The organism is Nocardia sp. 2TAF39 (genome assembly GCF_052114905.1).
Taxonomy (GTDB): Bacteria; Actinomycetota; Actinomycetes; order Mycobacteriales; family Mycobacteriaceae; genus Nocardia.
This window is the reverse complement of sequence record NZ_JBFRFQ010000069.1, coordinates 1-26,329: the sequence shown is the minus strand read 5'-3', so window position 1 is coordinate 26,329 and position 26,329 is coordinate 1. Positions and strand designations below refer to the sequence as shown.

The window sequence follows — 26,329 nt, the reverse complement described above, 5'->3', positions numbered from 1 at the left end:
ACGGGTACCACGACATAGACTGCTTCACCGAGAAGGTGCTCCTGCAACTGCGAACTTCGGTCCTAGACAAATCGAATTATCGCAGTTCAGAGCACCTTTTCCCTAATTCCGGCACGCAGTGCCGGAATTAGCGTGAATGGCCGAGGCTAACGATAGTTGCAGAGTCAACTACCGTTCGACGTCCCTGCTTGCTTGCTGTGCTGGTCTGTGCAGCGGTGAGCAGGCTCAGCGCGGGGTGTGGGGTCGGGTAGTGCGAGTGCGGCGGGAACGCGGATCGGTGGGTCGGGCTGGATGAGGGCGACGGCGGTGGAGTCTTGCGAGACGACGCCGGCGGGGAGCAGGGTCCAGCACCCTTCGGAGGCAACAGGTCCGGCAAGGAGGTCTTGGACCCGGGTCAGAGTCGGCCCCACGCGGAGGGTGAACCCGGCCGCATGGCAGGCTGCCGTAATCAGGTCGTAGATGCCGGGGTTATCTGCGCGGGGCGGTGGCGGGCCAGGGCGAGTAGACGCCATCAGCCAGCGTGGAAGGGGTCAGCATGGTGGAACCGGTGCATGTGTCAGAGCGGCGCCGGCGGGCCGCGGCAACAACAATTGTGAACGCGAAGGTATTCGACGGGACGAAGTCGCAGGACTGGACTTCGGTCCGGTTCGCTGACGGCCTGATAACCGAGTGCTCGGCGGACTCGGCCGCCCAAGAAGGCGACGAAGTGATCGACGCGGGTGGCGGGACTGTGCTTCCCGGTCTGATCGACGCGCACGTGCACCTCGTTCCCGGCGCCCTCGCGCAATCGTTGACCTTCGGCGTTACCACCGTTCTCGACATGTTCAGCAAACCCGACCTGGTGGCCAGGGCCAAGGAGCAGGCCGGCTCCCGTCCGGACGTGGCCGATGTGCGTTCCTCGGGTGTCGGTGCCACCGCGCCCGGCGGGCACCCGTCGATGATGTATGCCCCGTTCCCGACGTTGACCGCCGCTGGCCAGGCCGAGCAGTTCGTCGCGGAACGGATCGCGGAGGGCTCCGACTATCTGAAGATCATCTCCGGTACCGGGGGTCTATGGCCGTCGCTGGACTCCGAAACCATCAAGGCACTGGTCACTGCCGCGCACGCCCGCGGCTTAGTCGTCGTCGCTCACGTGAGCTCGACGGCCGGTGTCGAGGAGGTCGTGTCCGCCGGTGTCGACGTGGTGGCCCACGTCCCCGCGGACGCCGAGCTGGACAAGACCCTGGTCGAACGCATGGCCGAGGCCGGAATCGTGGTCGGTCCGACGCTGGCTACCATCGAGAACACCCTTGGTGAACCGGGTGGCGCAGCAGTGGTAGGGGACCCGCGGCTCGCTGAGGCGCTCGGGGACGCCTGGGCACGCCGGTTGAGCTCGAGTGTCTCGGGATGGCGTGGCCGGGAAATGCCGCCCTACTCGCGGGCCGAGGACAACGTGCGGCGACTGGCCGATGCGGGGGTCACTCTGCTGGCGGGCACCGACGCCCCGAATCCAGGGACCGTGTTCGGAGCAAGCCTGCACCGGGAGCTGGAACTCCTTGTCCGATGCGGCATCAGCCCGGCACAGGCCCTGGCCGCTGCCACAACCGAACCGGCACGAGTGTTCGGCCTCGCAGACCGAGGACGTGTCGCGCCCGGGCAACGCGCGGACCTGGTCCTCGTGTCCGGTAACCCGTTGACGGACATCACCGCAACACGCGCGATCGAGCGTTTATGGCGCGCGGGCACAGCCTGCGATCGACGCGCCTTCGTCGCGAGCGCTGCCGAAGCTGAGCAGCTCGACGCTTTCGACGCCCAGGTCGCCCAGGTCGTGGCAGCCGTGCGCGAACGCTGGTCCAACTTCGACCCGAGGAAGGCCCCCTGAACGCGGGTCCCATAGCTTATGGACCGCCCATCAGCCCGCCGCTGGAGCCCGCCGCGCCGGTGACCAACAGAGCGAACCACCCAGCGCGGCGGGCGGCGACGAGCCTGCCGACCACGCCCTGGGCCGGTCCAGGGGCGGTTGGACGACCAAGCTCCACCTGGCTTGCGAGCAGGGACTCGAGCCACTGGCGATGCTGCTCACACCCGGCCAGGCCGGTGACAGCCCGCAATTCACCGCGGTGCTCGACGCCATCACCGTCCCGCGGGTCGACCACGGCAGACCACGCCTGCGCCCGCATCGGGTGCTGGCCGACAAAGACATACTCCTCGCGCGCCAACCGCACCTGGCTGCGACAACACGGCATCCGGGCCACCATCCCTGTCCCCGCCGACCAGGCCGCCCACCGCCGCCATCGCGGCTCATCCGGCAGCCGACCATCGCACTCCAAGGTGGACATCGTCGCTGCGGCCGGCCCGGTCTACGACCACGGCGCCTACCCGGTCGCACTCCAGCACGTCACCGTGCTGCTCGGGCAAGCCGACACACCGGGTGATCGCACGCTCACCGCCCAGCTCTTACTCGCCGGCCTCGGCGCCGACCTGGTTCTGCACCAAACCCGAAACCAGCACATTCCACTCGAACAGATCGCCGACAACTGGGAAGCCGCCGCCCGACGACTCGCCACCTGGTGAATCCGACCAGACTGCCGATCGCGGTACACCCGACGAAGGAGAATGCATGACATGAGCAGCCCACAGGACTGGAACACCAACATTATCGCCGAGTTCCGCGCCAATCAGGGCCGCGTCGGCGGCCCCTTCGAGGGCGCCCCCGTCGTGCTGGTACATCACCGCGGCCGCAAGACCGGACGGGAACTGGTGAGCCCCATGATGTACCTGCCGGACGAGCAGAATCCCGACCTCATTTACGTCTTCGCCTCCAAAGCGGGAGCGTCCACCAACCCCGACTGGTATTACAACCTGACCACGGCTGGTGCGGCTGAGGTGGAACGCGGCACCGAGACCTACCCGGTGACCGTCACCGAGGTGACCGGCGCGGAGCGAGACCGGATCTACGCCGAGCAGGGGCGGCGCTATCCAGGCTTCGCCGGTTACGCGGAGAAGACAAAAGGCATTCGCACAATCCCGGTCCTAGCGCTGCGCCGCCTCTGACCTGGGGATACCCCCACTACCTTCGGCGGAGGATGCCGTCGATGACTCCGTGGTAGACGAACACGCTGCGCGGCAAGCCTTTTGCGTGGAGCTGAGCCGCAAATTCGGTGCCGCGCAGTGGTACGCGTGCGTCGAGGACGGAGGGTGTGGAGACTGGTGGGGATGGTGCATTGCCGAGTACGGCAAGGTTCAGCGGTACTTCTACTTCGACTGGAACAAGTCCGTCACCGGCTCGGCCGACATCGGCACCGTACACCCGCTGGAGCAGGGCTTGCTACTCGAACCGATCGAGGATTGGCTACGCGACAACGGGTTTCCGGCCGACGCCTGGGTGCGGCACCAGATGCTCGAGGGCTACGACTATGACGACCACGAAAACGGTGCGTCGGCGGCAGAGGCGCTCGCCGCCATCTGGCGCCGGTTCCAGCAGCGCACGGGCATCCCTGATGTCGCGACACCGTTCCGGATCGCCGATCGAGCATCGGTCAGTCCTGCCCAGCTGGGCCCGCACAACCGCGTTCAGGGGCATGGTGTGCTGGCGTTGACGGCCTGCGGCCGCCGGACCGGGCACCGCGGCGCGCTTCCGATCAGCCTGGGCCGCTGAGACGAAACCGCAACACCAAGCCCGAACAGTATCAACCGATCATCACCGAACCTGTTGCCTCGCCCGCCGATATCCGAGGGCATCACCGGTTCGGCAGCCGCCCAGAACTCATCAGAATATTCACACCTATCCACGTCACCAGCCGATCTTCGCCGGTCGACACCGAATATTCGGCAGACGCGCTAGGAACGGTTGCGGTCGCTGAGTCCGTCCAGGACGATCCGCAGGTTGCGGGTCCACTGGCCGCTGTCGCTCTGTAGTCCGATGGTGTGCGAGTCGGTCGAGACTCCCGCGAGCAGGAAAGCTACGTCCTGCCAGGCGATATCGCGTCGCATCTCGCCCGCACGTTGCGCGGCTTCGACCAAATGCCTGATCCGCGTGCGTATTTCGGCTAGCAATCGATCCAGGCCCGGGATACCGGCACCGCCCAGCGCCTCGTTCGCGCCGCAGCTCTCCGCGCGCAGTCGCACATACACCGAGGCGAAGTCGGTGAACCCGTGCCATGGATCGGGGTCGGCGATCGCGCGGTCGGCGCTAGCGATCATGTCACCCAGCACCTCCTCCAGGACAACCTGCAGCAGCGTCTCCCGCGAGGGAATCCGCCGATAGAAGGTGCCCTTGCCGACTCCGGCGCGCTGGGCGATCTCCTGCGCGGTGACCTCGACCCCGACCTCGGCCAACGCCGACCGCGCCGCCGTGACCAGACGCTCGAGGTTGCGTCGGGCATCGGCACGGGGTGGTTGACCGGCCTCGTCGGCGAGTAGTCGATCCACGGCGGTGATCACGTCCGCCAGCATAGCAACTGGACTTGTGGAGTCCGATTAGGTAAAACGGACCTCGTAGGTCCGCTTATCTGAAGGAGTGATCATGGACCCGATTCGGGTGGGCATCATAGGCGCCGGTCCCGACCGCGGCTGGGCTGCGCGCGCACATGTTCCCGCGCTGCGAGCCCTCGGGGCCTTCCGGATAACCGCCGTCGGGACGAGCCGTGCGGAGAGCGCACAGCGGGCGGCGCGGCTGTTCGGCGCGACGCACGCTTTCACCGATCCGCGCCAGCTCGCAGAGGATCCCGAGGTCGACCTGGTTGTGATCACGGTGAAGGTGCCCGCACACGCGGAGCTGATCCGCTTGGGGCTGGCGGCGGGCAAACATGTCTACTGTGAGTGGCCGCTCGCACTGAACACTGTCGAGGCCGAATCGTTGACCGAGCTCGCCGAGGACGCGGGCGTCCGCCACGCGGTCGGCCTGCAGACCCGATACTCGCCGGCGATCGTCCGCGCCCGCCGCTTGCTCGCGGAAGGTTTTGTGGGGAAGGTTGTTTCGGCGACCGTGTACTCCGCACGTCACCTGGGCGCGGGCACGCAGGTACCGGCCTGGGCGGCCTACACCCTCGACCGGAGTAATGGGGCGGGCATCCTGGAGGTTGTCGGCGGGCACACGCTTGACGTGGTCGAGTACCTGGTCGGCGATTTCACCGATCTGTCGGCCAGGCTCGCTATCCGCCACCCGCATGCGGTGATCGAGGAAACCGGCGCGGCAATCGATGTCACCACTCCGAATCATCTGCTACTCGACGCCGTCACGGCGGAGGGAGTCGTGGTGTCGGCTCACATCCACGACTCCAAGATGACCAACGGTCGCACCCGGATCGAGATCTCGGGCACCGCAGGCGATCTGGCGATCGTCTCCGGCGCCAACGGGCCGGGCGGTATCTCGCTGAGTGAACTGCAACTGCTGGGTTCCCGCGGTGAGGGCACATGGCAGCCGCTGCAGGGTGAGGATCCGCTGGCGGAAATGACGTTCGGCACCGAAGTCGGTAACGTCGCGAGACTGTATGCGGCGTTGGCACAGGACATTCGAACCGACACCTCGACGGCCCCGACCTTCGATGACGGGGTCCACATGCACCGCCTGCTCGACGCCATCCGTAGTTCGGCCGATACTGCGACACGAGTGTCCACCTCCTGAAGAAACTCGACGTCTCGTCCGTGGCCGGCACGACCGGACTCGCGATTTGGGAGACAATGCCCAGTCGGCCGCGCTGTCGGTCGTGCTGATCCCCGGCGGCAATTCGAACGTCGCCGAGTCAGGTGTAGCCGCCGGGTGTGAACCCGGTCGAGCCGGCCAGCCGGCCGGAAGCGAAGCGTCGCTGGTTGCTGTACTGAAGCCTTTTGCGCGCTACTGTGCGAACGCGCGAAGGGCGCGCAATCCGGCGATTCCGATCGCCAGATCGGCGATGATCTCGAAAATTGCGGCAAACCAGGAGAATCCGTTGACCTTCGCCGCGGCGGGCGGGTTGATGAAGCTGTCGCTGAACGGTCCGAACCAGTCCGGGAAGAGGTGGACCAGGACGAATCCCGCCGCGCTCGCGAAGCCGACGATGACGGCGGCGATCGGGGCGTGGCGGTGCCGCAGGAAAACCAGCACGATCGTTGTGACCGCGAGGATGAATTGCACGGTGCCCAACGCCATTACGGTCGTGGGCACGGTGTTCATCCCGCGGCGCAGATGATCGGCACCGTGGGTGAGCAGGGCGACGGCAAAGACGGCGGTGGCCCAGCGCAATTCGGTGTAAGCGGAACCGGGGCGAGTGTACGGCCGTGCTGCGGGCGACTGAGCCATGACGACTCTCCGATCGGCGAGGTGTGCGTTCGACTGGAGCAAACCTACGACCGATTGTAGTAGACCTGGCCGGGGTCGGCCAGGTTTCGGATCACTTACAGCAGGCCCCACCAGTAGAACAGGCTGGCCAGTATCCAGACCACCAGGGTTTCCATCGTCGCTTCCGATCTTCTCGGCGTCCCTGTCTCCATCATCCCGCGAACCGAGACCGCGTGGTGCGACTCCGCGGGTTCCGCCATAAAGATCTCTCTACCTGCGATTTCGATCTTGCAAGGTGTTCTTAAGTGCACGCCAAGCCCGCGATTGCATTGTTCTTTGTGTCCACACCGGAAACGGGAAGGACAACAAGCCGTCACCGACGGTGGAGGACCTGGCGTGACCTGTCTCGAGGGGTGACCGGTTGCGTCACGCGGGTGCTTGCCGGGCCGGTCCACGCGGGCCGGCCCGGCAGGTCCGGGGGCACGGAGCGTGTCACTCGCGCTGGCTCTTCCTGAAGCTGACCGGCGATGAGAGGGTGTTGCCGCTGCCGAAGGTAACCATGGGCGTGCAGCGACGGTCCCGATGCGGCGGGGCCGGGCCGGTTCGGAGAGTGATCGGCTCGGTCGGCTGTTATGGAACACGTTCTAGACACTTTAGGTATTTTGTCTTACTGTCGCTACATGTTGATCGATGCGTATCGGCCCGTCTTCGAGCTCAGCTCCGGCCCGACGTGGCGATCGCCGTGGGGAATGTATGCCGCGCTGCGGGAGCGGGATCCGGTGCATCACGTGGTCCCGGCCGGGCGTCCCGAGAACGACTACTGGGTACTCACCCGCCACGAGCACGTATACGCGGCGGCGCGCGACAGCGAAACGTATTCCTCGCGCGACGGCCTGACCGTGGAATACGGCGAACTCGACGAGCTGGGCCTGGCCGACAATCCACCGCTGGTGATGCAGGATCCGCCGCAGCACACCGACTTCCGCAAGCTGGTCGCCCGCGGGTTCACGCCGCGTCAGGTCGAGGAGGTCGAGCCGGTGGTCCGCCGGTTCGTGCGCGATCGCCTAGACCGGATCGCCGGTCAGGGTGGCGGCGATATCGTCAAGCAGCTGTTCAAGCCGCTGCCGAGCATGGTGGTGGCGTACTACCTCGGTGTGCCCGCCGAGGACAGGGACCGGTTCGACGGGTGGACCGACGCGGTGGTCGCGGGCAGCATCGACCGTGCGAACACCCGGGCCCAGGCGGCCTCGATGGAGATGATGGGGTACTTCGCCGAGTTGATCGAACGTCGGCGCATCGACCCCGGTGACGACACCGTGTCGCTGCTGGTCCAGGCGGGCATGGCCGCTGACGACTCGGATGTGCGTGGCCTGGTGCAGATTCTCGCCTACACCTGGACGATGGTCGCGGGCGGAAACGACACGACAACGGGTCTGCTCGGCGGCGCGGTGCAGTTGCTGCAACAGCATCCGGAGCAGCGTGCCGCGCTTGCCGCGGACAAGGACCGGATTCGGATCGCCGTAGAGGAGTTCGCCCGGCTGACCTCGCCGGTACAGGGATTGGCCCGGACTACGACGCGGGACATCGAGCTGGACGGCACGACGGTGCCCGCGGGACGCAAGGTACTGCTGGTGTTCGGTTCCGCCAATCGGGATGAGCGGACGTTCGGCGCGGACGCGGCGGACCTCGACATCGACCGGAATCCGCAGCGGATACTCACCTTCGGTCATGGACCGCACCACTGCCTCGGCGCGGCCGCCGCGCGCATGCAGGCCCGCGTCGCGCTGGAGGAGTTGCTCGATCGATTCCCCGACTACGTGGTGGATATCGACAGCGTCGAGTACGCCAACGGCCCCTACGTCCGCAGGCCGATCACCCTGCCGTTCCGGTGCCCGGCATGAGCGTCAGGCCCGGMGGCGGTAGCTTGCGTAGCCACGGAGGGCCCGCGCATGCCGAGGGGGATACAGCATGAGCGTCAGGCCCGGCGGCGGTAGCTTGCGTAGCCACGGAGGGCCCGCGCATGCCGAGGGGGATACAGCATGAGCGTCAGGCCCGGCGGCGGTAGCTTGCGTAGCCACGGAGGGCCCGYGCATGCCGAGGGGGACACGGCATGAGCGGCGACTGGCTGGCCGACGGCCGCGCCGAACTGGCGAGCGAGCGCATTCTCGACGCGGTCCGCACGCTGTTCCTCGACAAGGGTGTCAGTGGCGTCGGAATGGCCGAAGTCGCCGATGCGGCAGGCTGCTCCAGGGCGACGCTGTACCGCTACTTCGAGAATCGGCAGGCCCTCTACGTGGCCTTCGCGGGTAGGGAGGCGCGTCAGCTGGTCGAGCGAGTGTGGCGCGACCGTGCGATCTCGGCGAGCCAGGAACCGGGGGAGCAGTTGCTCGATACGCTGACCGCGCTGCTCGCCGAGGTACGCAAGACGCCGCATCTGGCCGTATGGTTCGAACCCTCCAATGTGGGCATCGTGGCCCAGCTGTCGAACTCGCCAGGTGTGGTCGACGCGCTCGCCGCGAACTTCGTCACTGGATTTCGCCCGGAATTGCCAGTGCCCGCCGCCCAGCGCGTCGGCCGGTGGGTGGTCCGCGCGATGGTATCGCTGCTGACGCTGCCCGGCGCGGGCGAGGACGACGAGCGCGCCATGTTGCGAAACTTCGTGCTCCCGTTCCTGCTGGACGAGCGGACCACGATCGATGGAGAAGCTGAAGGTCGGCATTCCGGCGGAAGGTGAAACGGGCGAGCACATTCGCGGCGCGACCACGCGGGGTTCGAGGCGTCGAAAACCTGCTGACCTGCGCTGAGTGGAAGCCGTTCGCACTGGAAAGTCGGTCGCTGATTATGCACCTTCTGTGGCAACCGTAGCCGTCGACCGATTGCCGAACGGTGCATCGTGCCGCACATCCTGCGCACCATTCGACAGCCGACGTTGACCGGGCCGTGCGGAGACGGCCCGGTCGATCGCCTAGCGGGCGGCATTCAGCGCTGAGTAGTCGGGCAGGTCGTAGGACTCGGTCTTGGCGAGCATTTTCATCATGACTGGACGCATCGGCTTCGAGGCCATCAGCTTGCTGAAGGTCTGACCGGCGCGAATACCGAAGCGGGACTTGGGGGTCATGGACTTCACGCCGCCCGGCGGCAGCTCCTGCGCCGTCTTGACGAAGGGGCGCAACACCTGTTCGTAGCGAGCCAAGGCCTGCTTCGGATCGCCCGCGTGCGTGGCGATCTCACCGGCGAGGACGTACGCGCCGACCAGTGCCATGGCGGTGCCCTGGCCGGTCAGCGGCGAGCCGCAGTAGCCTGCGTCGCCGAGCAGTGTCACCCGGCCTTCGACCCAGGTCGGCATGTCGATCCGGGCCAGCTCGTCGAAGTAGAAATCCGGTGCGTCGGCCATCGCGGCAACGATGCGTGCCGACTCCCAGCCGCCGCCGGCCAACCGCTCGCGGATCAAGTTCTGCTGAGCCGTAATGTCGCGGTGCAGTGCGGGATCCGCGGGGCAGCGCAGCACGACCAGCGCCTTGCAGGTGGCCGGGTCGGCGTCCGGGCGCAGGCCGAGCCCGGTGGCGCCGACCAGCGAGTGCATCGTGAACCAATGCGGCACCAGGTCTTTCGGACATGCCAGCGTGAAGAAGGACATGTATCCGCCCAGATACGTGGCGAATCGCTCCTCGGGACCGAATACCATGCGGCGGGTAGCGGAGTGCAGACCGTCCGCGCCGATCACGATGTCGAACCGCTCGGCGGCGCCGGAGGCAAACGTCACGTCCACCCCCGCGTCATCCTGCCGGATTTCGGTGATCCACTCCCCATAGCGGTAGTCGACACCGCCCTCGGCGGCGAGCAGATCGAGCAACACCTGGTTGAGATCGCCACGGGTGATCTCGATTTCGGCGACCGCGCCCTTGCCTTCGAAGAGCTCGGCGGACATGCGCAGGATCTCGCGACCTTCGGCGTCGACATAGCGCATGCCGCGTTCGTCCAGCTGATAGTCGCGGATCCCTGGCATCATCCCCATGCGCTCGGCCACCTCCCGGCTCGGGCCGCGCAGGTCGACGGCCTGTCCGCCGGGGCGCGGCGCCGCGGCCCGCTCCACGACGGTGACCGGAATGCCGGCCCGAAGCAGTTGCAGCGCAACGGCATTACCGCCGATACCGCCGCCGGCAACAAGAACACGAGGCTGAACGCTCATAGCTGGTTTCCTCCGACTCACACTTCATTCAAATGTCTTAGACATATGTCTAACACAGGCTGGCACAGCTGTCTAGCACAAATGTCTAAACGACGAGTGGCACATGGTTTCTGCAACCATGTGCCACTCGTGGAGGGAGGACGGTTATGGGTGGTGTCGGAAAGAGGTGGGCCAGGCGAATCTGTCTACCGCACGCTGGGTTTCGCGTCCTGGGTGTATGCGACCACCGCCAGGTCGGGCACCGACGTCGCTGCTCGGATCTACCGCGGCGCCTCGGCGGCTCGGGCGGTGCCGTCGAGGCGGATGGCCTGCGCGGTCACGGCGCTCGCCGCCGCGCTTGCCAGGTAGGCGACCACCTCCGCGGGCTGGCTCATCGTCGCGATGACCGCATCGATCTCCGCATTCCCGGTCTCGGCGACACCGTAGCTGACCGTGTTGACGGTAATCCGCCGCGGCGCGAACTCCGGTGCTACGGCCTGACCGAGCTGCTCGACGGCGCCGCGGGTCGCGTCGTAGAGTGCGCCGCGGGGGCTGGCGGATTCGCAGACGGTGATGACCCGGCCGTCGTCGGCCAAGTGCTGCGAGGCCAGCTGCATGCCGTGGAACACGCCCCGCACTGTCACCGCGAAGCCGAGGTCGAACGCCTCCCCGCTGATCTTCGCGAACGGTTCGGCCTCGGGCACCGTCGCGGTGTTGACCAGCAGATCCCACCGACCGCAGTCCTCGAGCAGTACCTGCACCAACTCCTCGTATTCCGCGCGGTCGCCGAGATCCGCCGCGAGCCCGAGCACGGTACCATCGGCGGCCGTGATCTCCTTGATCACGTCCGCCGCGGGTTCCGGAAAATGCGGATGATGGACCACGACTTGTGCCCCTTGCGCAGCAAGCGTTTTCGCGATCACCCGTCCCGTTCCGGTGTAGCCCCCCGTGACGAGTGCCGTCTTCCCGGATAGCGGTTTGTCTGCGCGGACCCCATCGACGGGCTTGCTCATGTGCCGACCTTTCGCCGAATGCGGAAACAATGTCTCAGGATGGTATTCGTTGCGCGGCCGACGATGTCGCCGACAGTCCGCGGACTCGATCGGGCGCGTCGTGTGCCGAACCGGCTTGTTCCGTGCCGCATCGAACACTAGCCGCCGATCGTATTCGCATCAGGCACATCGGAAATGGCACGCGATGGCAGGAGCTGTGGCGCGGGAAGCGCGGTCAGAATGCCCAGGTCGGGTCGTGCGCGTGCGTAGAAGCGGTCCCTGGCGTCCGACGCCCGGATCAGAGCCTGGCGTATGACCTCGGTGGACCCCGCGGTGTCGTTGTGCAGCACGCGCAGTTCCCAGACCTTCTGCTGCCAGTCCCGCGCTGCGTCGACCGTCGGACCGTCAGCAAGCAGCAGGATCGACTCGAGCAGGTCAGCGCGTGCGTCTTCCGCGGCTGCCAAGAGTGGCCAGCCTTCGGACATGGACAACGTCTCATGGCCGGGCCATAACTCGGGGTGCATCGCGGCAGCCATCTTCACATGCAGCCGAACCTCGTGCTTGATGGCAGCCGCGAACGCAACATAGGCCTCGTGCCGTGCACTGTCCCATCGTGTCGCGTGATTACGGCTCCATTGCAAACGATCTTTGCGAACGTTGAAGTAGTAGCCGATCCACGCCGAGGTCGCGCCGGTGACGATCGCGATCACCGCACTGTAGAGCGCAAGCATCGCCCAAGCCTATGCACTCTGGTTGGACGAATCTCAACTACCCTGTTGGCCAGTCGAATTCGGATTGTCGACCGTGCACCCGTCTGGTGCCTCCGACGGCGTCGGGGTCTATCGGGCCCGCCACGCCGGCTTCCCGGCGCGGGAACGGCCTACGGGGACCTGCTCCGCAAATCGAGCCGTGAGTCCGGGGACCGCGAGTTCGTCCTGCCATTTTCGAAACAAAGTCCGTTGGTGACGCAATCGTTCATCAATTTCTCGCCACGTCCACTCGCCGACCTGCGGAAATTTTCTATGCCTCGTCATCGCATGCGAAAGCTTTTCAATTGCCTCACGGACGGCCGGATAAAACAGGGCAGCCATGAAGGCCGATGCGAACGTGCCTGCCGGTTCGCCGAGCTGGACAGATAAGTGCAGCTCTGTGGCAACTATTGCGAATAGTCGTCCTCGGCCGATCCAACTCGAGCACCACACGATCCGATCGGGGAGATCACCCGACTCCGGGAGTTTCCCGGTTCCTGTGGTCCGAGCGTGTTCGTCTGTGGGGACTATGCTTCCGTACGTGCACGCTAGGCGTCGGGAACGCGTAGCTCCGCTCCCCACACGCAGTTTCGTCGGCCGAGATCGTGAGCTGGAAAAGATCAGCAGTCTCCTGCTGGGCCCGGCCCGGTTGATCACGCTCACCGGTGCGGGTGGGATCGGGAAAACCCGCTTGGCCGCTGAAGCGGTGCGCCGGTTCGAGCAAGCCGACGCGGGCGGGAGGCGAGTGTTTTGGGTGCGGCTTGCGCGGCTGGCCACAGGCTCGGACACGGCCGCGGTCGAAGAAGAAGTCGCCCATGCGGTGATCGAGGCCGACTTCTCCGGACGATCGGCAGGAGATGCTCTCATCGACACCCTCACGCGTAGCGACCCGACCGGGCGCGTCCCACGCACCGTGCTGGTACTGGACAACTGCGAGCACGTCCTCGACGGGGGTATTCGCGTGGTCAGCAGACTCCTTGACTCGGTGCCGGAGTTGACCGTCGTAGCCACCAGTCGTGAACCTCTCGGCTGGGTCGATGAATACCTGATCGCAGTCCCGCCTTTGTCGGACGGTCAGGCCCTGGCGCTGTTTCAACACCGCGCCGAACTCACCGAGCACCCCGTCACCGGCACGGGCCAGACCGCGATGGCCGCCGAAATATGCCGCCGCATAGACAATCACCCTCTCTACATCCAGTTGGCGGCCGCACGGCTGCGCCATCAACCGCTGGCGATGATCCTGCACGGACTCACCGGCCACGCCGACGACACCCGCCTGCGCTGGTCGCGCGGCCCCGACACGGGCGCCGACCCGCGACATCGAGCGGTCACCGACGTCATCTCTTGGTCCTACAACCTGTGTAGCGACAAAGAGCGGCTGCTCTTCGAACGCCTGTCCGTCTTCGCCGCAGGTTATGCCACCAACCCCGACGACACCGATGGGAACGTGGCGTTGGAAGTGGGAGCCGACCTCGACGCCATCGAAACCATCTGTGCCGACGATGAGAGGACCGACGGCGAGGATCGTGCAACCGGTGTCGACAGCCCCAGCGTGGTCCTGGCCCGGCGGGAGATCGAATCCCTGCTCGAACGTCTTGTCGATCGGTCGCTGGTGTCGGTGCACATGACACCGACTACGGTGCGGTATTCCCTGGTGGAGAGCCTACGGGTGTTCGCGCAGGACCGACTGCGCCGCGGCGTCACTCCAGGAACGGGCGAATCCACTCGGTTGGTCGTCCGACACCTCCGCTACTACCACGACAAAATAGCCTACGTCGCAGCCAACTGGTTCAGCCCTGACGGACAACGCCTGCTGGAGTGGACGCGAGCAGCCTGGGCCAATATTTTGACAGCGATCGAGACCAGCATCGCCACCCCGGGCCAGGCCACTGTCGGTCTGGAAATCTGTCTCGGGCTCACTGCCCCGCAATCGGCCGGCGTCGGGGGCGTGGTAGGAGAAATACGTCGCTGGACTCAGCGTTGCCTCGATGCCACCCGGGCCTCGGCCCCGCAGCCCACCGAACTCCAGATCGGGGCCATGGCCACCATCGCATTGCTCGCCCTGCTCCAAGGCTGTCCCGAGGATACTGAGCGGATGCTCGAGGACTGCGTCGCCGCCTGTCTCCCTGACGCGGATACCAGGCGGAACTGGCGGCACACCGTTGAAACCGATATCGGCCTGCCTGCCCCCGTCGAATACGCGTGGGGGTTCGAGCTGCTGGTCGTACACCGCGATGCCCGTGCAATCGCCGTTTTCACTCGTGCTCGGGACAAGTTCGCGGCCCTCGGCGACTACGGCGCTGCGTCAAGGAGCGAAGGGGCCGAGGCTGTGACCGCGGGCTTGTTGGGAACCGAGCAACAGGCCCACGAGATCACCCGGCGTTACTTCGACCGCGCGAGCGTATCCGGGTCGCCGTGGGAAAAGTCCTGGGCCGAATTCGCCTTGGCGATCACCTTGACCAGGCACAGCGGCAACCCCACCGAAGCGCTGGCCTTTGGACGGGCCTCGCTGACATATCAACTCACCGCCGGTGACCAGTGGGCCGGGTGGCTGGGGGTGGAGGTTCGAACCTGGTCGTTGGCGCGCCTCATCGCCGACTCGCTCACCGCCGGCAACCCCGACCGCAACACGCTGATCGCCGCGGCCACCGAAATCGCCCATCTGGCCGGCGGAGCCGAAACCCTACGAACCAGGCTCGGCATCACCCTCGAACAGAGTGCCCCATTCGCCGCCGCATCCGGCAAAGCTGTCACCGTCGCTCGCCGAGTGCTCGGATCCGACGGATTCGCAGCCGCGGAAACCCGGGGTATCCTTCTGCGCCCGGAACTCAACGAGGTGCAGCGGCTGGCCCTGGGCACACTGACCATCGCCACCCGACCGGGCAGAACCACCGCATCGCACTGGCATGAGCTGACCTCTGCTGAACAGCAGGTCGCGATCCTGGCCACCGCCGGATGGACCAACTCCGCCATCGCCACCCGCCGCGGGAAATCGGTCAGAACCATCGACGCCCAAATGGGCTCAATCCTCCAGAAACTGGCTATCGCCTCACGTGCGGACATCATCGAACACATCCCCAAAGACATTGTCGACCAGGTCCGGACCGAGACCATTCGACGACCACAGCGAAACCGCTAGAAATCACCACAACACACCCACAGCCACGATAATGACCGACCCCACCGTGACTCGGGCGCAGGAAGTGCCGAATAGAGGGGATGCTGCCGCACAAGATCGCGGTCGCACTCGGGCATGAGAACGCCACTACGACAATGCAGTACTACGTGCGCCGGTCGAGGATTGGGACGCCGTGCGCAAGATGATGGGTGGCGACAGCGACGACGACGGCTCCGGCATTTTGGTGAAGGATTCCGGCCCGATGGTGCCTTTCGCTGCCTACGGATGTCGGCGCTGAGGTCTTCGTTCTCGGCAACAAAGTAGGCCCCTGACCATCCAACTGGTCAGGGGCCTACTTGTCGTCTCAACCACGAGTCGGGGTGACAGGATTTGAACCTGCGACCTCTTCGTCCCGAACGAAGCGCGCTACCAAGCTGCGCCACACCCCGTGAATCGAACCTGGAGTAGCTTACAACAGGGTGGGGTGAGACGTTAAACCGGCAGGTCAGTCAGCCTTCGTGTGGCCGGATGCTGGTGAAGATGCGCTTGGCGGTCTCGGTGTCGAGGGYGTTCGGGACGCCGGTGTCGGCGACGATCACCATGACGAAGTTTCCGTTTTCGCTGGGGTACGCGACGGTGTAGACGGAGTACGCCGTGGCGCAGCCGGGCTTGGCCTGGCTGACGGTGCCTTTGGTCTCCACGAACATGCCGTGCTGTGATCCGTCCAGCGACGCCAACGGCGCGGGCGCGCTCGGGGTGCCGCCGGGGGATTCCTTGTAGGCGAACTTGGCTGTCTTGGTACCGAGTTCGATTGCCGCGCTTGCCGAATCGGCGTCATCCGAGCCGGTGAGGAAGGCGACGGTGCGGGTCGAGCCAGGGCAGTAGCCCTTGCCTTCGCTGGCGTACCCTTTGCCCGCGACTGCGTTGGGCGGCTCACCGAAGCCGCCGATGGTGCCCTGCGGAGCAATGGCCCAGTCGGCGGGCACGTCGTAGGCCGCGCCGCGGTCCGGTGCGACGACCACCTGGTAGCCCGGGATCAGCGGGGCCTCATTGCTTGCGCCGCTCGCGGTTGTCGTCGGGGCAGGCTTGGTCGTCGGCGCGGAGGTGTGCGCGCCCCCGGTGGTGGTGAGTGCGCTCACCATCGATGGTGAGCTCTCCTGCGCGGAATCCGATCCGCGCTTGGCCAGCGCCACCGCTGTCACCGCTACGCCGGCCACCAGCAATACGACCAGCCCGACCAGCAGCACAGTCTTGCCTCGGCCACTGCGTTTCGGTCCATAACCCGGAAACCCTGCCTGCGGAGCGTACTGCGCAGCGCCGTAGCCGGACCGGTAGCGCTCGAGCGGGATCACTTCCCCGTACTGCTCCGGGCCGCCGTAAGCCGGCTGCCATTGCAAGTTCGGATCCGGCTGCCCGAACCCGTCGGCACTCGGATATCCGAGCAAGGTCGGTGTGGTGTTCTCCGGCCCACCTCGACCCGGGGTTCCAGCGTTCTGCTGCCAGCCACCGGAGGACGCGGGCTGGTTGAGCGGACCTAGCGGTTGCCCGAACATGGTCGGACCAGCTTGCCCGAGGCTTGGCTCGGACGAACCGAAGTCACGCTGCCCCGGCGCGAGCTGCCCGGGCGTCTCGTGTCCGCCGAGGGGTTGGGCCAGCATCGTCTCGTCGGTTCGGCCGGTCGCGTCCTGTCCGGGCTGCCGGTATTCGGCGGGTGATTGTGCCAGCAGGGTCGGGTCAGCCTGGCCGGGCGCGGGCTGCGGGCTCGATGTCCACTGTCCGGCGGGCGGCCCGCCGAACGGCTGGGCCAGCAGCGTCGGATCGGCTTGTGCGGCCGAACCGGCATTGGGTGGCCACGAAGGCGCGGCAGGCTCCGCGGAGTGGGGTTGCCACTGGAGTGTGGGCGCGGCCTGATCGTCCATTCCCGGCTGCCTTTGCATGGTGGGGTCGGGCTGAGCCGTCGGTCCGGACTCGGGTTGGTTCAGGTGGCCGAGTTGTTGCGTGTCCGGTGTTGGTTCCGCGTGACCGGCCGGGCTCGGCTGCCACGGATAGGACGGAGCGTTCCCTTCGCGTGGCGGTTCGGGCGCACCGACTCCCGGCTGCCACCGCGAAGTCGGAGCGTACTGGTCGTACTGCGGTTCCGCCTGTTGAGGTCCTCCCGTGCTCGGACTTCCGTGCGGTGTGGGCCGATCTGAATCACGTTCGCCCGCTTGCTCATTCGACCTGCGCCCCCATGGTGTCGCGGGACGGGCGGGTCCGCTTGCCGGGGGTTGCTCGGTCGCGCCGGGCCGCCAGTGTGCGGAAGGAGTCGAGTGACCCTCGGCGCTCGAACTGCCCGACCACGCAGTGCCCGAAAACTGTTGTCCCTGCGGTGCTTCGGACTGCCCGGGCGCTACCGGATTCGCCCTGGAGTTCGGCCGCCCGGTGGGATCGGAATCGGGACTCGTCGAGTCGGGGTCGAAATGTGCTGCTCCGAACGGCTGTTGCCGAGGAGGCTGCGACGCACCGGGGCGTCCCAGAACCGTCGGGTCGTCGCGCCGGTCGTCGAATTCACTCACCGTTTTCCCTACCTGACACTCGTCTCGGCAGGGGACCTTAGCGGGCGACGGCCTCCGACGCCGACACACCCTGGCCCTCGCCGGCTCCCGGACGCCTAGGCGGCGCGGCGACCAGCGTCAACAGGGTCGCTTCTGGGCGGCAGCAGAATCGGTACGGCGCCCACGGCGAGGTGCCGATGCCCGCGGAGACATGCAGCTGGGTGTGCCCACCCCACTTGGAAGGGCCCTTCACCCGGGACCGGTCGATGCCGCAGTTGGTGACGAGTGCGCCGTATCCGGGCAGGCACAGTTGGCCGCCGTGCGTGTGCCCGGCCAGCACCAGGTCGTAGCCGTCCTCGGCGAAGCGGTCCAGTACCCGCGGCTCGGGCGAGTGGGTGAGACCGATCCGCAGTTCGGCCAACGGGTTCGGAGCACCCGCGATGGTGTCGTAGCGGTCGCGCTGCAGGTGTGGATCGTCCACACCGGCGGTGGCGATCCGGATGCCCGCCACCTCGAGGTCGCGGCGGATGTGCGTCAGATCGAGCCAGCCGCGCTCGGTGAAGGCCGCGCGCAGGTCCTTCCACGGCAGCGGAGCGCCGAAGGTGCGGCGGTGGTCCTTCTTGAAGTACTTCAGCGGGTTCTTCGCCACCGGCGAGAAGTAGTCATTGCTGCCGAAGATGAAAAGGCCGGGACGGGAAAGCAATCCGCCGAGGGCTTGGACAACCGCGGGCACCGACTTCTGGTGCGAGAGGTTGTCGCCGGTGTTGACCACCAAATCGGGCTCCAGGCGGTCCAGCTCGCGCAGCCACTGCTGCTTGAGCTTCTGGCCTGGCATCATATGCAGATCGCTGATGTGCAGCACCCGCAGCGATGACGACCCCGGCGCCAGCACGGGCATGGTTGCCTCCCGCAAAACGAAGGCGTTGCGTTCTACCAGCGAGGCGTAGCCGATTCCGGCCACCGCGGCCCCGGCGGCTCCCAGCGCGGTCGTGCGTACAGCAGAGGTCGAGATCACGGGCATTTGCCCAGCATAGGTGACCCCGTGCGGGAGCGCCGGGTGTGTTTCCGCACAAGCGTGGGTTCGGATACTGGGGAATTCCGACAGCGGTGCAAATGTGGTGGGCCCGCCGCGCCGGAACGGCTACCGTGAGCTGCATGTCGGAACTCAAATCGCAGCTGCGGACGGACCTGACCGCCGCGATGAAAGCCAAGGATACGCTGCGCCTTTCCACGTTGCGGATGCTGCTCACGGCGATCCAGACCGCCGAGGTCGCAGGCTCGGAGGCACGTGAACTCTCCGATGCCGAGGTCGTCGCCGTACTGCAGAAGGAGTCGAAGAAACGCAACGAGTCCGCCGAGGTCTACACCCAGGCTGGGCGCGGCGAACTGGCGGCGAACGAGCACGCCGAGGCGCGCATCATCGACGAATACCTGCCGACCCAACTGACCGATGCTGAGGTCGCGGACCTCGCCGACACCGCGATCGCGCAGGTCGCCGAGGAAATCGGTGAGCGGCCCGGCATGCGCCAGATGGGCCAGGTCATGAAGATCGCCACCGGTCTCGCGGCGGGAAAGGCCGACGGTTCGCGGATTTCGGCTGCGGTGAAGGCGCGACTCTAGCGTCGCGCGAACCGCGAAAGGGGCCGCGAACCGGCGATGGTTCGCGGCCCCTTTTCGGTCACTCAGCGCGGGATCGGGATCGGGATCGGGATCGGTGGCAGCCGCGGTATCGGCAGGCCAGGCGGCCCGGGCTGCGGCCCCGGCGGCGGCCCGGGCGGCGGCGCTTCCCGGACGGTGCCGTCACTGATGTAGAGCGTGATCACCGAGCCGGGGATCGCCGAGCCGTTCGGCGCGGTCCCCATCACGGTGCCCTTGGGCTGCGGCCCGGCGCCGGTCACGGACGTTACCTGAAAGCCGGCGGCGACCAGCGCGGAGGTTGCCTCGCCCTGGGTCTTGCCTGCGACGTCGGGCACCTGGGCGTTGTTCGAGCCGCGCACGTACTTGTCGTCCAGCGGCGGCAGCCCAGGCGTCGGGAACAGGGGTACCACCGGCTTGATCGCGTTGAACCAGGTGCGCGCCGGTTCGTTACCGCCGAACAGGTTGCCGTCGCCGCAACTGTGCAGCGGGAACGAGCAGATCTCGCCGGGCGTCGGGCTGTCGCCGTAGATGTAGGCCGCGGCGGCCAGCGAGTTGGTGAATCCGAGGAAGGCCGACGAACGGTGGCTCTCGGTGGTGCCTGTCTTGCCGGAGAGCGGGAAGTTCCAACCCGCCGATCGAGCCGCGCCCGCGGCCGTGCCGCTGATGTCGTCCTTGCTCATCGCGTTGGCCAGGGTGTTCGCCAGACCCGGCTCTACGACCTGCTCGCATGCCTGCTGGGTCAGCGGCACCTGCCTGCCTTGGCGGTCCACGACCTCCTTGATCGGGTTCGGCGGGCACCATCGGCCGCCGGAGCCCAGTGTCGCGGCGACATTGGACAGCTCGAGCGGATTGATCGCGACCGGGCCAAGGGTGAAAGAGCCGAGATTCTGGTCCTTGATCATGTCGGCCAGGCTTTGGTTGCCGTGGCCGGACGTACCCGCCTCGGTGTAAGTGCGCATACCGAGCCGGATCGCCATGTCGACGGCCGGGGTGACTCCGACCGCCTGGATCAGCTTGACGAAGGCGGTGTTCGGCGAGGTGGCCAGCGCCTCCGTCACCGACATCGGCGACTTGTACTTGCCCGCGTTCTCGACGCAATAGGTGGCCGGCGGGCAGCCACGCGCACCACCGTTACCCATACCTTTGGCCTCGAACCGGCCCGGCACGTCGAGCTCGGCGTCGATGCCGAGACCCTTCTCCATGGCCGCGGCAGTCGTGAAGAGCTTGAAGATCGAGCCGGCGCCGTCGCCGACCAGCGAGTACGGCTGGGGCTGCACGGTCTCGCTTGCGTCTCGATTCAGGCCGTAGGTGCGGCTGCTGGCCATCGCGACCACCGGATGGGAGTCCTGCCCCGGCGCGACTACGGACATGACCTGTGCGATGTCGTCGAGGTTCGGGTTGGCCGCCTCGGTCACCGATCGCTTCACCGAGTCCTGTACTGCCGGGTTGAGGGTGGTCTTGATCAGATAGCCACCCCTGTCGATCTGGTCGCGGCTGATACCCGCGTTGGCGAGGTACTGCAGCGCGTAGTCGCAGAAGAAGCCGCGGTCGTTGGCCGCGATGCAGCCCCGTGGCAGGCCTTTGGGTTCCGGTAGCACCCCTAGTGGCTTGGTCTTGGCCTCGCGGAACTCGTTGGCGCGGCTCGGGATGTTCTGGATCAGGGTGTCCAGCACCGTGTTGCGCCGGGCCAGCACGCCGTTGGGGTTGGTGAACGGGTTGAGCTTCGAGGAACTCTGCACCATGCCCGCCAGCATCGCGGCCTGCGAGATGTTCAGCTCGGCCGCATCGACGCCGAAATATGTCTGCGCGGCGTCCTGGATGCCGTAAGAGGAATTACCGAACGGGACGAGGTTGAGGTACCGGGTGAGGATCTCGTCTTTGGTCAGCTGCCGGTCCAGCGTGAGCGCCATCCGGATCTCACGGATCTTTCGGGCCGGGGTGGTTTCGATGGCGGCGCGGCGCTCGGCGTCGGTCTTGGCGACCACGAGCAGCTGGAAGTTCTTCACATATTGCTGATCCAGCGTTGACGCGCCCTGCTGGACCTCGCCGCTGCTGGTGTTGGTGAGGAACGCACGCAGCGTGCCCTGCCAGTCCACGCCTTCGTGTTCGGCGAAACGCCGGTCCTCGATGGACACGATCGCCAGCTTCATGTCGTTGGAGATCTTGTCGCTGGGGACCTCGAACCGGCGCTGCTCGTACAACCAGGCAATCGGATTGCCCGCCGCGTCGACCATGGTCGAGACCGCGGGCACCGTTCCTTCCACCAACTCCGCGGAGACGTTGTCGACGGCGTCGGCAGCGCGGTTGGATACGAATCCGAAACCGCCTGCGAGCGGGAACAACAACCCGGCGACGAGCACGGCGGCCAGCGCGCAGCTGCCGGCCAGCCTCGCGAGCGTATGTGTGATCGGCACGACCCCAAGACTACGGGGTGCCATCCGCGCCTTCTTGGCGGCATTTGTCCGATGGCCGGAACTGGTGATCCGCGAACCGGCATGGGCGTGTCGTGGATTCGGCTCTGGCGTGTCGGGGAACGGCATATCTGGAATCTGCCTGACCGTCCTGTGTGAGCCCGACTTTGCAGGGACGGACGTACCAAAAAATCTCGGGACGGTCTTGCGCAAGCGCTATACCTTTACCTAGATTGAGAACCCAGTGTGATAGAGCTAACACTCAAATGTGGAATGTGGTGCACTGCGCAGCGGGGTTTGGGTTGCTGCGGTGGTGGCACGCGATTCTGGAGCGCCGTTGACCGGTGTTCGGACTGCAAAGGGGCACACCAAATGCACATGACAACCCCCATCGCTCGATTGGACGTGGAGCAGGCCGAAGCAAGAATCGCCTGGGTAGCCCAGGCCCGATGCAAAGAAGTAGATCCCGATCAGCTGTTCGTCCGCGGTGCGGCGCAGCGCAAAGCAGCGACGATCTGCAGGCACTGCCCGGTGCTCATGCAGTGTGGTGCCGACGCTCTCGACAATCGCGTCGAGTTCGGCGTGTGGGGCGGCATGACCGAACGGCAGCGCCGCGCGCTGCTGAAGCAGCATCCGGAGGTGACATCCTGGGCCGATTTCTTCCAGGCCCAGCGCCAGCATCAGGTGGCGATGTAGTCCTAGCAGGTAGTCCTGGCAGAACAACGAAACAGAGCCCGCGGAAGCGGGCTCAGTTTCGTTTGAAGGCGGCTGAACGGTCAGTGAGTATCAGATGGTTGCCTGGACGGTGCGGGTGAGCTGATCGCCGACGGCGCGCAGTGCGTCGAGATCGGAAACCTCGAACGGAAGCGTGGTCACCGTGACGATCGGCACACGGGGATGCGCGCCGGTGAAGCGGTGCAGCAGGTGCTGTTCCCGCCTGTCGGTGGCAACCCGGCGCGCATGGACGCGCAACACCGCCGCGGTGAGTGGATCGGACTCCGTGAGCTGGTCGGCGGCGGTCAGCGCGTGATCGGCCGACAGCGAGCTGAGCGCTGGATGCGTCCGGTTCAGCACCAGCCCGGCCAGCGGCATGCGCTCGGTGGAGAGCCGATCGACGAAGAACGAGGCTTCGCGCAGAGCGTCCGGTTCCGGCGCCGCGACCACCAGGAAGTGCGTGCCGGGCTTCGACAGCATCGCGTAGGTGCGGTCGGCGCGGTCTTGGAAGCCGCCGAACAGAGAATCCAGCGACTGTAGGAAGTTCGCCGCGTCCTTGAGCATCTGTCCGCCGACGATGGTGGACACCGCGCGCACGGCCAGGCTCATCGCACCGGTCACCAGCCGGGTGACGCCGCGGCCCGGCGCCATGATCACCCGGATCATGCGGCCGCTGAGGAAGTTGTTCAGCCGCTTCGGCGCGTCCAGGAAGTCTAGGGCGTTGCGTGAGGGCGGGGTGTCCACCACGATCAGGTCCCACTCGCGCCGCTGGGCCAGCTGGCCCAGCTTCTCCATGGCCATGTACTCCTGCGTGCCCCCGAAGGATGACGCGACGGTCTGATAGAAGGGGTTGGCGAAGATCTGCTCCGCCTTCTCCGGGCTGGTGTGCTCGAGCACCATGTCGTCGAACGTGCGACGCATGTTGAGCATCATCGCGTGCAGCTCGCCTTCGGCTTCGGGGCCCAGTGCTACCCGCTGCGGGCTGTTGTCCAGGTCGGCGACGCCGAGTGACTGGGCCAGCCGGTGGGCCGGGTCGATGGTGAGCACCACGACCTTGCGTCCCTGTTCCGCCGCGCGTAACGCGATCGCGGCAGCGGTGGTTGTCTTCCCGACGCCGCCGGAGCCGCAGCAGACCACGACGCGCGCCGACGGGTCGTCGAGGATCTTCGACACGTCCAGCGGGGCCGCCACGGAGGGGTTCGGCGTGCTCATCGGACTCCCTGCGCGCTCAGATGTTCGGCTAGTTCGTAGAGTCCGCCCAAATCCATCCCGTCCGCGAGAGCGGGCAGGTAGAGCCGGGTCACGTCGACCTTGGCCAGTTCCGCCGCGCTGTCGTCCTGCGCCTGCAAAGTGGCCGAGTGTTCGACGGTTTCCGTGATCAAGCCCCGGAAATCATTGTCCGACAATGTGATTCCTGCGGAGCTCAGGCCGGTGCGGATGGCGTCGGAGTCGAGATCACCCTGCGCGGCCTGTGCACGCAGGTCGGGCGGTAGCTGGCCCTCGGTCGCGCGATTCACGATCACCGTGCCGATGCGCAGGTCGGCGGCCGTCAGCTCAGCGACGGCGTCGGCGGTTTCCTGCACCGGCAGCGCCTCCAGCAGTGTGACCAGGTGAATCATGGTCTGATCCGAGTGCAGCAGCTTCGAAACGCCCTCGGCCTGCGAGGCGATCGGCCCGCCCTTGGCCACCTCGACCATGGCCTGGGTGACGTCGAGGAAGCTTGCGATCCGGCCGGTCGGCGGCGCGTCGACCACGATTTCGTCGTAGACCCGCTTGCCGGCCTTGTCCACGCGGACCGCGCATTCTTTGATCTTGCCCGTCAGGATGACATCGCGAAGACCGGGCGCGATCGTGGTGACGAAATCGATGGCTCCCATCCTGCGCATCGCCCGGCCCGCCAAGCCCAGGTTGTAGAACATGTCGAGGTATTCGAGGAAGGCGTGTTCGATATCCAGTGCCAGCGCGGCCACCTCGCCGCCACCATCGGCGGTGGCGATCCTGGTCTCGGTCGGCGGCAGCGGTGGCAGATCGAACAGCTGCGCGATCGACTGCCTGCTTTCCACCTCCACCAACAGCACCCGGCGGCCTCCCGCGGCGAGCGCGAGTGCCAACGCCGCGGCCACCGTCGACTTGCCCGTGCCCCCTTTGCCGGAGACATAGTGCAAGCGGGCCTTTTCCGCGCGCTTCGGCCACCCTGTGTCCAGCCCCGGCTCCGCCGAAAGTGGCACTACTGTTGGTACTCCCACGCTCGCGAGCCTATAACCCGTTCTGAGTTCACGTCTGAGGGATCCGGCGAGTCTCGAGTCCAGGACGTGCAGCTGTATCAGACAATGCCGCTGGGGCAGCGGTCCCTCGGCAGCACGACATACGCACACATCGGACCTGGTGATGGGGAACCGTCGCCGAAATTGCGGACATGCCGTCGTCGCTGGTGATGTACGGGCCACGACGGTAATTGGTGCCATAGGGCCGACTCGGGTGTGACGTATGGAACGTCAGCATTGTCCACCTGCAAGGCCGCCGCCAGAGATCGGCACAGGGACTGTTGCAGCGTTCGGTGACGCACCGCCCGCCGGCTCGGACAACATGAATTGCCCGAAGATCCGCTGGCAGAGGACCGCGCAGGAGAAGATGATGTAGCGATGTTGGCTTCGGCGAGTACGAGCCGCTGCGAAGATCGGCGAGCTACTACTGCCGGCCGGATGGGCGACCTGACGACCGCCCCGCGATGGGTATGCAGTAGACACCCAGTCTGGAGACACCCCAGTCCGGCAGCATATAAATCGCCAGGCCAGCCAACATACGACCCACGAGATCGGTGCGGCAAGAAACCGTCGACCTCGGCAGACCCCCTCTTCCGAGCGAAGCTGTTCAGGGGCGCTCCGCGCTCCGCCGTGGGTGGGGAAATGCGCTATTTTCGTGTCAGCGAGACCGAGCATTGCCCGTCCGCGGCTCGGATGCGAGCAATCAAGTAGCCGCGAACACGCAGCGCCGCAGGCGCTGCGTGTTCAACACAGTACGCTCTCGCACATGAGTGATGCGACCTTGTGGGAGTACGCGACCGTGCCGCTGCTGACGCACGCGACCAAGCAGATTCTCGACCAGTGGGGTGCCGACGGCTGGGAACTGGTCACCGTCCTGCCCGGCCCGACCGGCGAGCAGCACGTCGCCTACCTCAAGCGGCCCAAGTAGACAGGGGATGACGCAGTGACCCGTTGGGAGAAGAATCTCGCCGAGCTCGGACTGACCCTACCCCCGGTTGTGGCCCCGGTCGCCGCCTACATTCCTGCGATCCGCACCGGATCGCTCGTCTACACCTCCGGCCAGTTGCCGTTCGTGGACGGCGAGCTGTCCGCGGTCGGCAAGGTCGGCGCCGAGGTCTCGATCGAGGCGGCCAAGGAGGCGGCGCGGCTGTGTGCGCTGAACGCGCTGGCTGCGGTGCATGATCTGGTCGGCCTGGATGCGGTGGTGCGGATAGTGAAGGTGGTCGGATTCGTGGCCTCCGCACCGGGATTCGGTGAGCAGCCGGTGGTCGTCAACGGCGCGTCGGAGTTCCTGGGCCAGGTGTTCGGCGACGCGGGCAAGCACGCGCGCTCCGCCGTCGGTGTAGCCGAACTTCCCAGGAACACTCCGGTCGAGGTCGAATTGATCGCCGAAGTGCTGTGATATTGGCCGCGCGGGCGCGGCGTGTTCGCGGCCCCCTGGTGGCTCGCGTCCGAGCGGCCGACGCTGGCGACTTCGTCGCGGACGCGTCGGCCGCTCGGACG

Annotated in this window: 24 protein-coding genes and 1 tRNA gene; 12 read left to right on the top strand and 13 right to left on the bottom strand. The window is 66.4% G+C overall.

All coding sequences use genetic code 11. From position 1 onward, the window contains the following. Positions 1-535: 535 nt before the first annotated feature. Positions 536-1,861, top strand: coding sequence for an amidohydrolase family protein (locus tag AB4Z47_RS28745; RefSeq protein WP_441955510.1), 1,326 nt, complete (start codon positions 536-538; stop codon positions 1,859-1,861). Between the two features lie 16 nt (positions 1,862-1,877). On the opposite strand, the gene AB4Z47_RS28740 is transcribed toward AB4Z47_RS28745, so the two are convergent. Beyond that, complete coding sequence (locus AB4Z47_RS28740; RefSeq protein ID WP_441955508.1) at positions 1,878-2,318, bottom strand: hypothetical protein; 441 nt, start codon at positions 2,316-2,318, stop codon at positions 1,878-1,880. Between AB4Z47_RS28740 and AB4Z47_RS28735 the strand changes: the two genes are divergently transcribed. Genes AB4Z47_RS28735 through AB4Z47_RS28725 form a run of 3 tightly spaced genes read left to right on the top strand, consistent with a single transcriptional unit; the run spans position 2,311 to position 3,637 of the window. Continuing rightward, positions 2,311-2,553 (top strand): hypothetical protein, encoded by a 243-nt coding sequence (locus tag AB4Z47_RS28735; RefSeq protein WP_441955506.1) that lies wholly within the window; start codon positions 2,311-2,313, stop codon positions 2,551-2,553. The two genes, AB4Z47_RS28740 and AB4Z47_RS28735, sit on opposite strands and share 8 nt — an antisense overlap. Before the next feature lie 51 nt (positions 2,554-2,604). After that, positions 2,605-3,033 carry a nitroreductase family deazaflavin-dependent oxidoreductase gene (locus tag AB4Z47_RS28730; protein WP_441955504.1) on the top strand — a complete coding sequence of 143 codons (429 nt, stop codon included), beginning with the start codon at positions 2,605-2,607 and terminating at the stop codon, positions 3,031-3,033. A gap of 49 nt (positions 3,034-3,082) precedes the next feature. Beyond that, positions 3,083-3,637: a hypothetical protein gene (locus tag AB4Z47_RS28725; protein ID WP_441955502.1), complete on the top strand. Its 555-nt coding sequence runs from the start codon at positions 3,083-3,085 to the stop codon at positions 3,635-3,637. A 182-nt stretch (positions 3,638-3,819) separates the two neighbouring features. Here AB4Z47_RS28725 and AB4Z47_RS28720 read toward each other — a convergent pair whose 3' ends face one another. Then, positions 3,820-4,422 carry a TetR/AcrR family transcriptional regulator gene (locus tag AB4Z47_RS28720; protein WP_441955500.1) on the bottom strand — a complete coding sequence of 201 codons (603 nt, stop codon included), beginning with the start codon at positions 4,420-4,422 and terminating at the stop codon, positions 3,820-3,822. 82 nt (positions 4,423-4,504) lie between these two features. Here AB4Z47_RS28720 and AB4Z47_RS28715 point away from each other — a divergent pair, with 82 nt between their 5' ends. Beyond that, entirely contained in the window at positions 4,505-5,605 is a 1,101-nt protein-coding gene (locus tag AB4Z47_RS28715; protein WP_441955498.1) for a Gfo/Idh/MocA family protein, read from the top strand. A gap of 210 nt (positions 5,606-5,815) precedes the next feature. Here AB4Z47_RS28715 and AB4Z47_RS28710 read toward each other — a convergent pair whose 3' ends face one another. Next, a complete protein-coding gene (locus tag AB4Z47_RS28710) occupies positions 5,816-6,259 on the bottom strand; it encodes a hypothetical protein (protein ID WP_441955496.1) in 444 nt (147 codons plus the stop codon). Positions 6,260-6,354: 95 nt separating this feature from the next. Beyond that, entirely contained in the window at positions 6,355-6,498 is a 144-nt protein-coding gene (locus AB4Z47_RS28705) for a hypothetical protein (protein WP_441955494.1), read from the bottom strand. Between the two features lie 420 nt (positions 6,499-6,918). Here AB4Z47_RS28705 and AB4Z47_RS28700 point away from each other — a divergent pair, with 420 nt between their 5' ends. Both AB4Z47_RS28700 and AB4Z47_RS28695 read left to right on the top strand, forming a co-directional pair. After that, positions 6,919-8,139, top strand: a complete 1,221-nt coding sequence (locus AB4Z47_RS28700; RefSeq protein ID WP_441955492.1) for a cytochrome P450 — start codon at positions 6,919-6,921, stop codon at positions 8,137-8,139. Between the two features lie 209 nt (positions 8,140-8,348). Continuing rightward, positions 8,349-8,972, top strand: a complete 624-nt coding sequence (locus AB4Z47_RS28695) for a TetR/AcrR family transcriptional regulator (RefSeq protein WP_441955490.1) — start codon at positions 8,349-8,351, stop codon at positions 8,970-8,972. Between the two features lie 231 nt (positions 8,973-9,203). On the opposite strand, the gene AB4Z47_RS28690 is transcribed toward AB4Z47_RS28695, so the two are convergent. From AB4Z47_RS28690 to AB4Z47_RS28680, 3 genes are all read right to left on the bottom strand, one after another. After that, positions 9,204-10,427, bottom strand: a complete 1,224-nt coding sequence (locus AB4Z47_RS28690; RefSeq protein WP_441955488.1) for an FAD-dependent monooxygenase — start codon at positions 10,425-10,427, stop codon at positions 9,204-9,206. Between the two features lie 260 nt (positions 10,428-10,687). Then, positions 10,688-11,419: an SDR family NAD(P)-dependent oxidoreductase gene (locus tag AB4Z47_RS28685; protein WP_441955486.1), complete on the bottom strand. Its 732-nt coding sequence runs from the start codon at positions 11,417-11,419 to the stop codon at positions 10,688-10,690. A gap of 137 nt (positions 11,420-11,556) precedes the next feature. Beyond that, positions 11,557-12,108, bottom strand: coding sequence for a hypothetical protein (locus AB4Z47_RS28680; protein ID WP_441955484.1), 552 nt, complete (start codon positions 12,106-12,108; stop codon positions 11,557-11,559). Positions 12,109-12,688: 580 nt separating this feature from the next. Here AB4Z47_RS28680 and AB4Z47_RS28675 point away from each other — a divergent pair. Then, entirely contained in the window at positions 12,689-15,286 is a 2,598-nt protein-coding gene (locus tag AB4Z47_RS28675) for an AAA family ATPase (protein ID WP_441955482.1), read from the top strand. Between the two features lie 354 nt (positions 15,287-15,640). On the opposite strand, the gene AB4Z47_RS28670 is transcribed toward AB4Z47_RS28675, so the two are convergent. From AB4Z47_RS28670 to AB4Z47_RS28660, 3 genes are all read right to left on the bottom strand, one after another. Next, a tRNA-Pro gene (locus AB4Z47_RS28670) sits at positions 15,641-15,714 on the bottom strand. A gap of 60 nt (positions 15,715-15,774) precedes the next feature. After that, entirely contained in the window at positions 15,775-17,184 is a 1,410-nt protein-coding gene (locus AB4Z47_RS28665; RefSeq protein WP_441955480.1) for a hypothetical protein, read from the bottom strand. Positions 17,185-17,857: 673 nt separating this feature from the next. Continuing rightward, positions 17,858-18,820, bottom strand: coding sequence for a metallophosphoesterase (locus tag AB4Z47_RS28660; protein WP_441955478.1), 963 nt, complete (start codon positions 18,818-18,820; stop codon positions 17,858-17,860). A gap of 134 nt (positions 18,821-18,954) precedes the next feature. Between AB4Z47_RS28660 and AB4Z47_RS28655 the strand changes: the two genes are divergently transcribed. Continuing rightward, complete coding sequence (locus AB4Z47_RS28655) at positions 18,955-19,419, top strand: GatB/YqeY domain-containing protein (protein ID WP_441955476.1); 465 nt, start codon at positions 18,955-18,957, stop codon at positions 19,417-19,419. Between the two features lie 62 nt (positions 19,420-19,481). Here the strand turns inward: AB4Z47_RS28655 and AB4Z47_RS28650 are convergent, their stop codons facing one another. Beyond that, entirely contained in the window at positions 19,482-21,875 is a 2,394-nt protein-coding gene (locus tag AB4Z47_RS28650; RefSeq protein ID WP_441955474.1) for a penicillin-binding protein, read from the bottom strand. Positions 21,876-22,220: 345 nt separating this feature from the next. Here AB4Z47_RS28650 and AB4Z47_RS28645 point away from each other — a divergent pair, with 345 nt between their 5' ends. Next, complete coding sequence (locus AB4Z47_RS28645; protein WP_014981178.1) at positions 22,221-22,544, top strand: WhiB family transcriptional regulator; 324 nt, start codon at positions 22,221-22,223, stop codon at positions 22,542-22,544. A gap of 90 nt (positions 22,545-22,634) precedes the next feature. Here the strand turns inward: AB4Z47_RS28645 and AB4Z47_RS28640 are convergent, their stop codons facing one another. After that, positions 22,635-23,774: an ArsA family ATPase gene (locus tag AB4Z47_RS28640; RefSeq protein ID WP_441955472.1), complete on the bottom strand. Its 1,140-nt coding sequence runs from the start codon at positions 23,772-23,774 to the stop codon at positions 22,635-22,637. Then, positions 23,771-24,790, bottom strand: a complete 1,020-nt coding sequence (locus AB4Z47_RS28635) for an ArsA-related P-loop ATPase (RefSeq protein WP_441955512.1) — start codon at positions 24,788-24,790, stop codon at positions 23,771-23,773. Before AB4Z47_RS28635 ends, AB4Z47_RS28640 begins: the two co-directional genes overlap by 4 nt. An 802-nt stretch (positions 24,791-25,592) precedes the next feature. On the opposite strand from AB4Z47_RS28635, the gene AB4Z47_RS28630 reads away from it, so the two are divergent. Together AB4Z47_RS28630 and AB4Z47_RS28625 are read left to right on the top strand one after the other, a co-directional pair. Continuing rightward, positions 25,593-25,754 (top strand): DUF4177 domain-containing protein, encoded by a 162-nt coding sequence (locus AB4Z47_RS28630; RefSeq protein ID WP_327111756.1) that lies wholly within the window; start codon positions 25,593-25,595, stop codon positions 25,752-25,754. A 15-nt stretch (positions 25,755-25,769) separates the two neighbouring features. Next, positions 25,770-26,228 (top strand): RidA family protein, encoded by a 459-nt coding sequence (locus tag AB4Z47_RS28625; protein ID WP_441955469.1) that lies wholly within the window; start codon positions 25,770-25,772, stop codon positions 26,226-26,228. Positions 26,229-26,329 lie beyond the last annotated feature (101 nt).

What these genes read in the sequence shown, in the direction of transcription:
- AB4Z47_RS28740 (WP_441955508.1), bottom strand. Translation starts at nt 2,318, where the DNA reads ATGTCCACCTTGGAGTGCGATGGTCGGCTGCCGGATGAGCCGCGATGG.
- AB4Z47_RS28700 (WP_441955492.1), top strand. Translation starts at nt 6,919, where the DNA reads ATGTTGATCGATGCGTATCGGCCCGTCTTCGAGCTCAGCTCCGGCCCG.
- AB4Z47_RS28685 (WP_441955486.1), bottom strand. Translation starts at nt 11,419, where the DNA reads ATGAGCAAGCCCGTCGATGGGGTCCGCGCAGACAAACCGCTATCCGGG.
- AB4Z47_RS28650 (WP_441955474.1), bottom strand. Translation starts at nt 21,875, where the DNA reads ATGGCACCCCGTAGTCTTGGGGTCGTGCCGATCACACATACGCTCGCG.
- AB4Z47_RS28660 (WP_441955478.1), bottom strand. Translation starts at nt 18,820, where the DNA reads ATGCCCGTGATCTCGACCTCTGCTGTACGCACGACCGCGCTGGGAGCC.
- AB4Z47_RS28710 (WP_441955496.1), bottom strand. Translation starts at nt 6,259, where the DNA reads ATGGCTCAGTCGCCCGCAGCACGGCCGTACACTCGCCCCGGTTCCGCT.
- AB4Z47_RS28645 (WP_014981178.1), top strand. Translation starts at nt 22,221, where the DNA reads ATGCACATGACAACCCCCATCGCTCGATTGGACGTGGAGCAGGCCGAA.
- AB4Z47_RS28705 (WP_441955494.1), bottom strand. Translation starts at nt 6,498, where the DNA reads ATGGCGGAACCCGCGGAGTCGCACCACGCGGTCTCGGTTCGCGGGATG.
- AB4Z47_RS28730 (WP_441955504.1), top strand. Translation starts at nt 2,605, where the DNA reads ATGAGCAGCCCACAGGACTGGAACACCAACATTATCGCCGAGTTCCGC.
- AB4Z47_RS28690 (WP_441955488.1), bottom strand. Translation starts at nt 10,427, where the DNA reads ATGAGCGTTCAGCCTCGTGTTCTTGTTGCCGGCGGCGGTATCGGCGGT.
- AB4Z47_RS28630 (WP_327111756.1), top strand. Translation starts at nt 25,593, where the DNA reads ATGAGTGATGCGACCTTGTGGGAGTACGCGACCGTGCCGCTGCTGACG.
- AB4Z47_RS28715 (WP_441955498.1), top strand. Translation starts at nt 4,505, where the DNA reads ATGGACCCGATTCGGGTGGGCATCATAGGCGCCGGTCCCGACCGCGGC.
- AB4Z47_RS28640 (WP_441955472.1), bottom strand. Translation starts at nt 23,774, where the DNA reads ATGAGCACGCCGAACCCCTCCGTGGCGGCCCCGCTGGACGTGTCGAAG.
- AB4Z47_RS28745 (WP_441955510.1), top strand. Translation starts at nt 536, where the DNA reads ATGGTGGAACCGGTGCATGTGTCAGAGCGGCGCCGGCGGGCCGCGGCA.
- AB4Z47_RS28695 (WP_441955490.1), top strand. Translation starts at nt 8,349, where the DNA reads ATGAGCGGCGACTGGCTGGCCGACGGCCGCGCCGAACTGGCGAGCGAG.
- AB4Z47_RS28655 (WP_441955476.1), top strand. Translation starts at nt 18,955, where the DNA reads ATGTCGGAACTCAAATCGCAGCTGCGGACGGACCTGACCGCCGCGATG.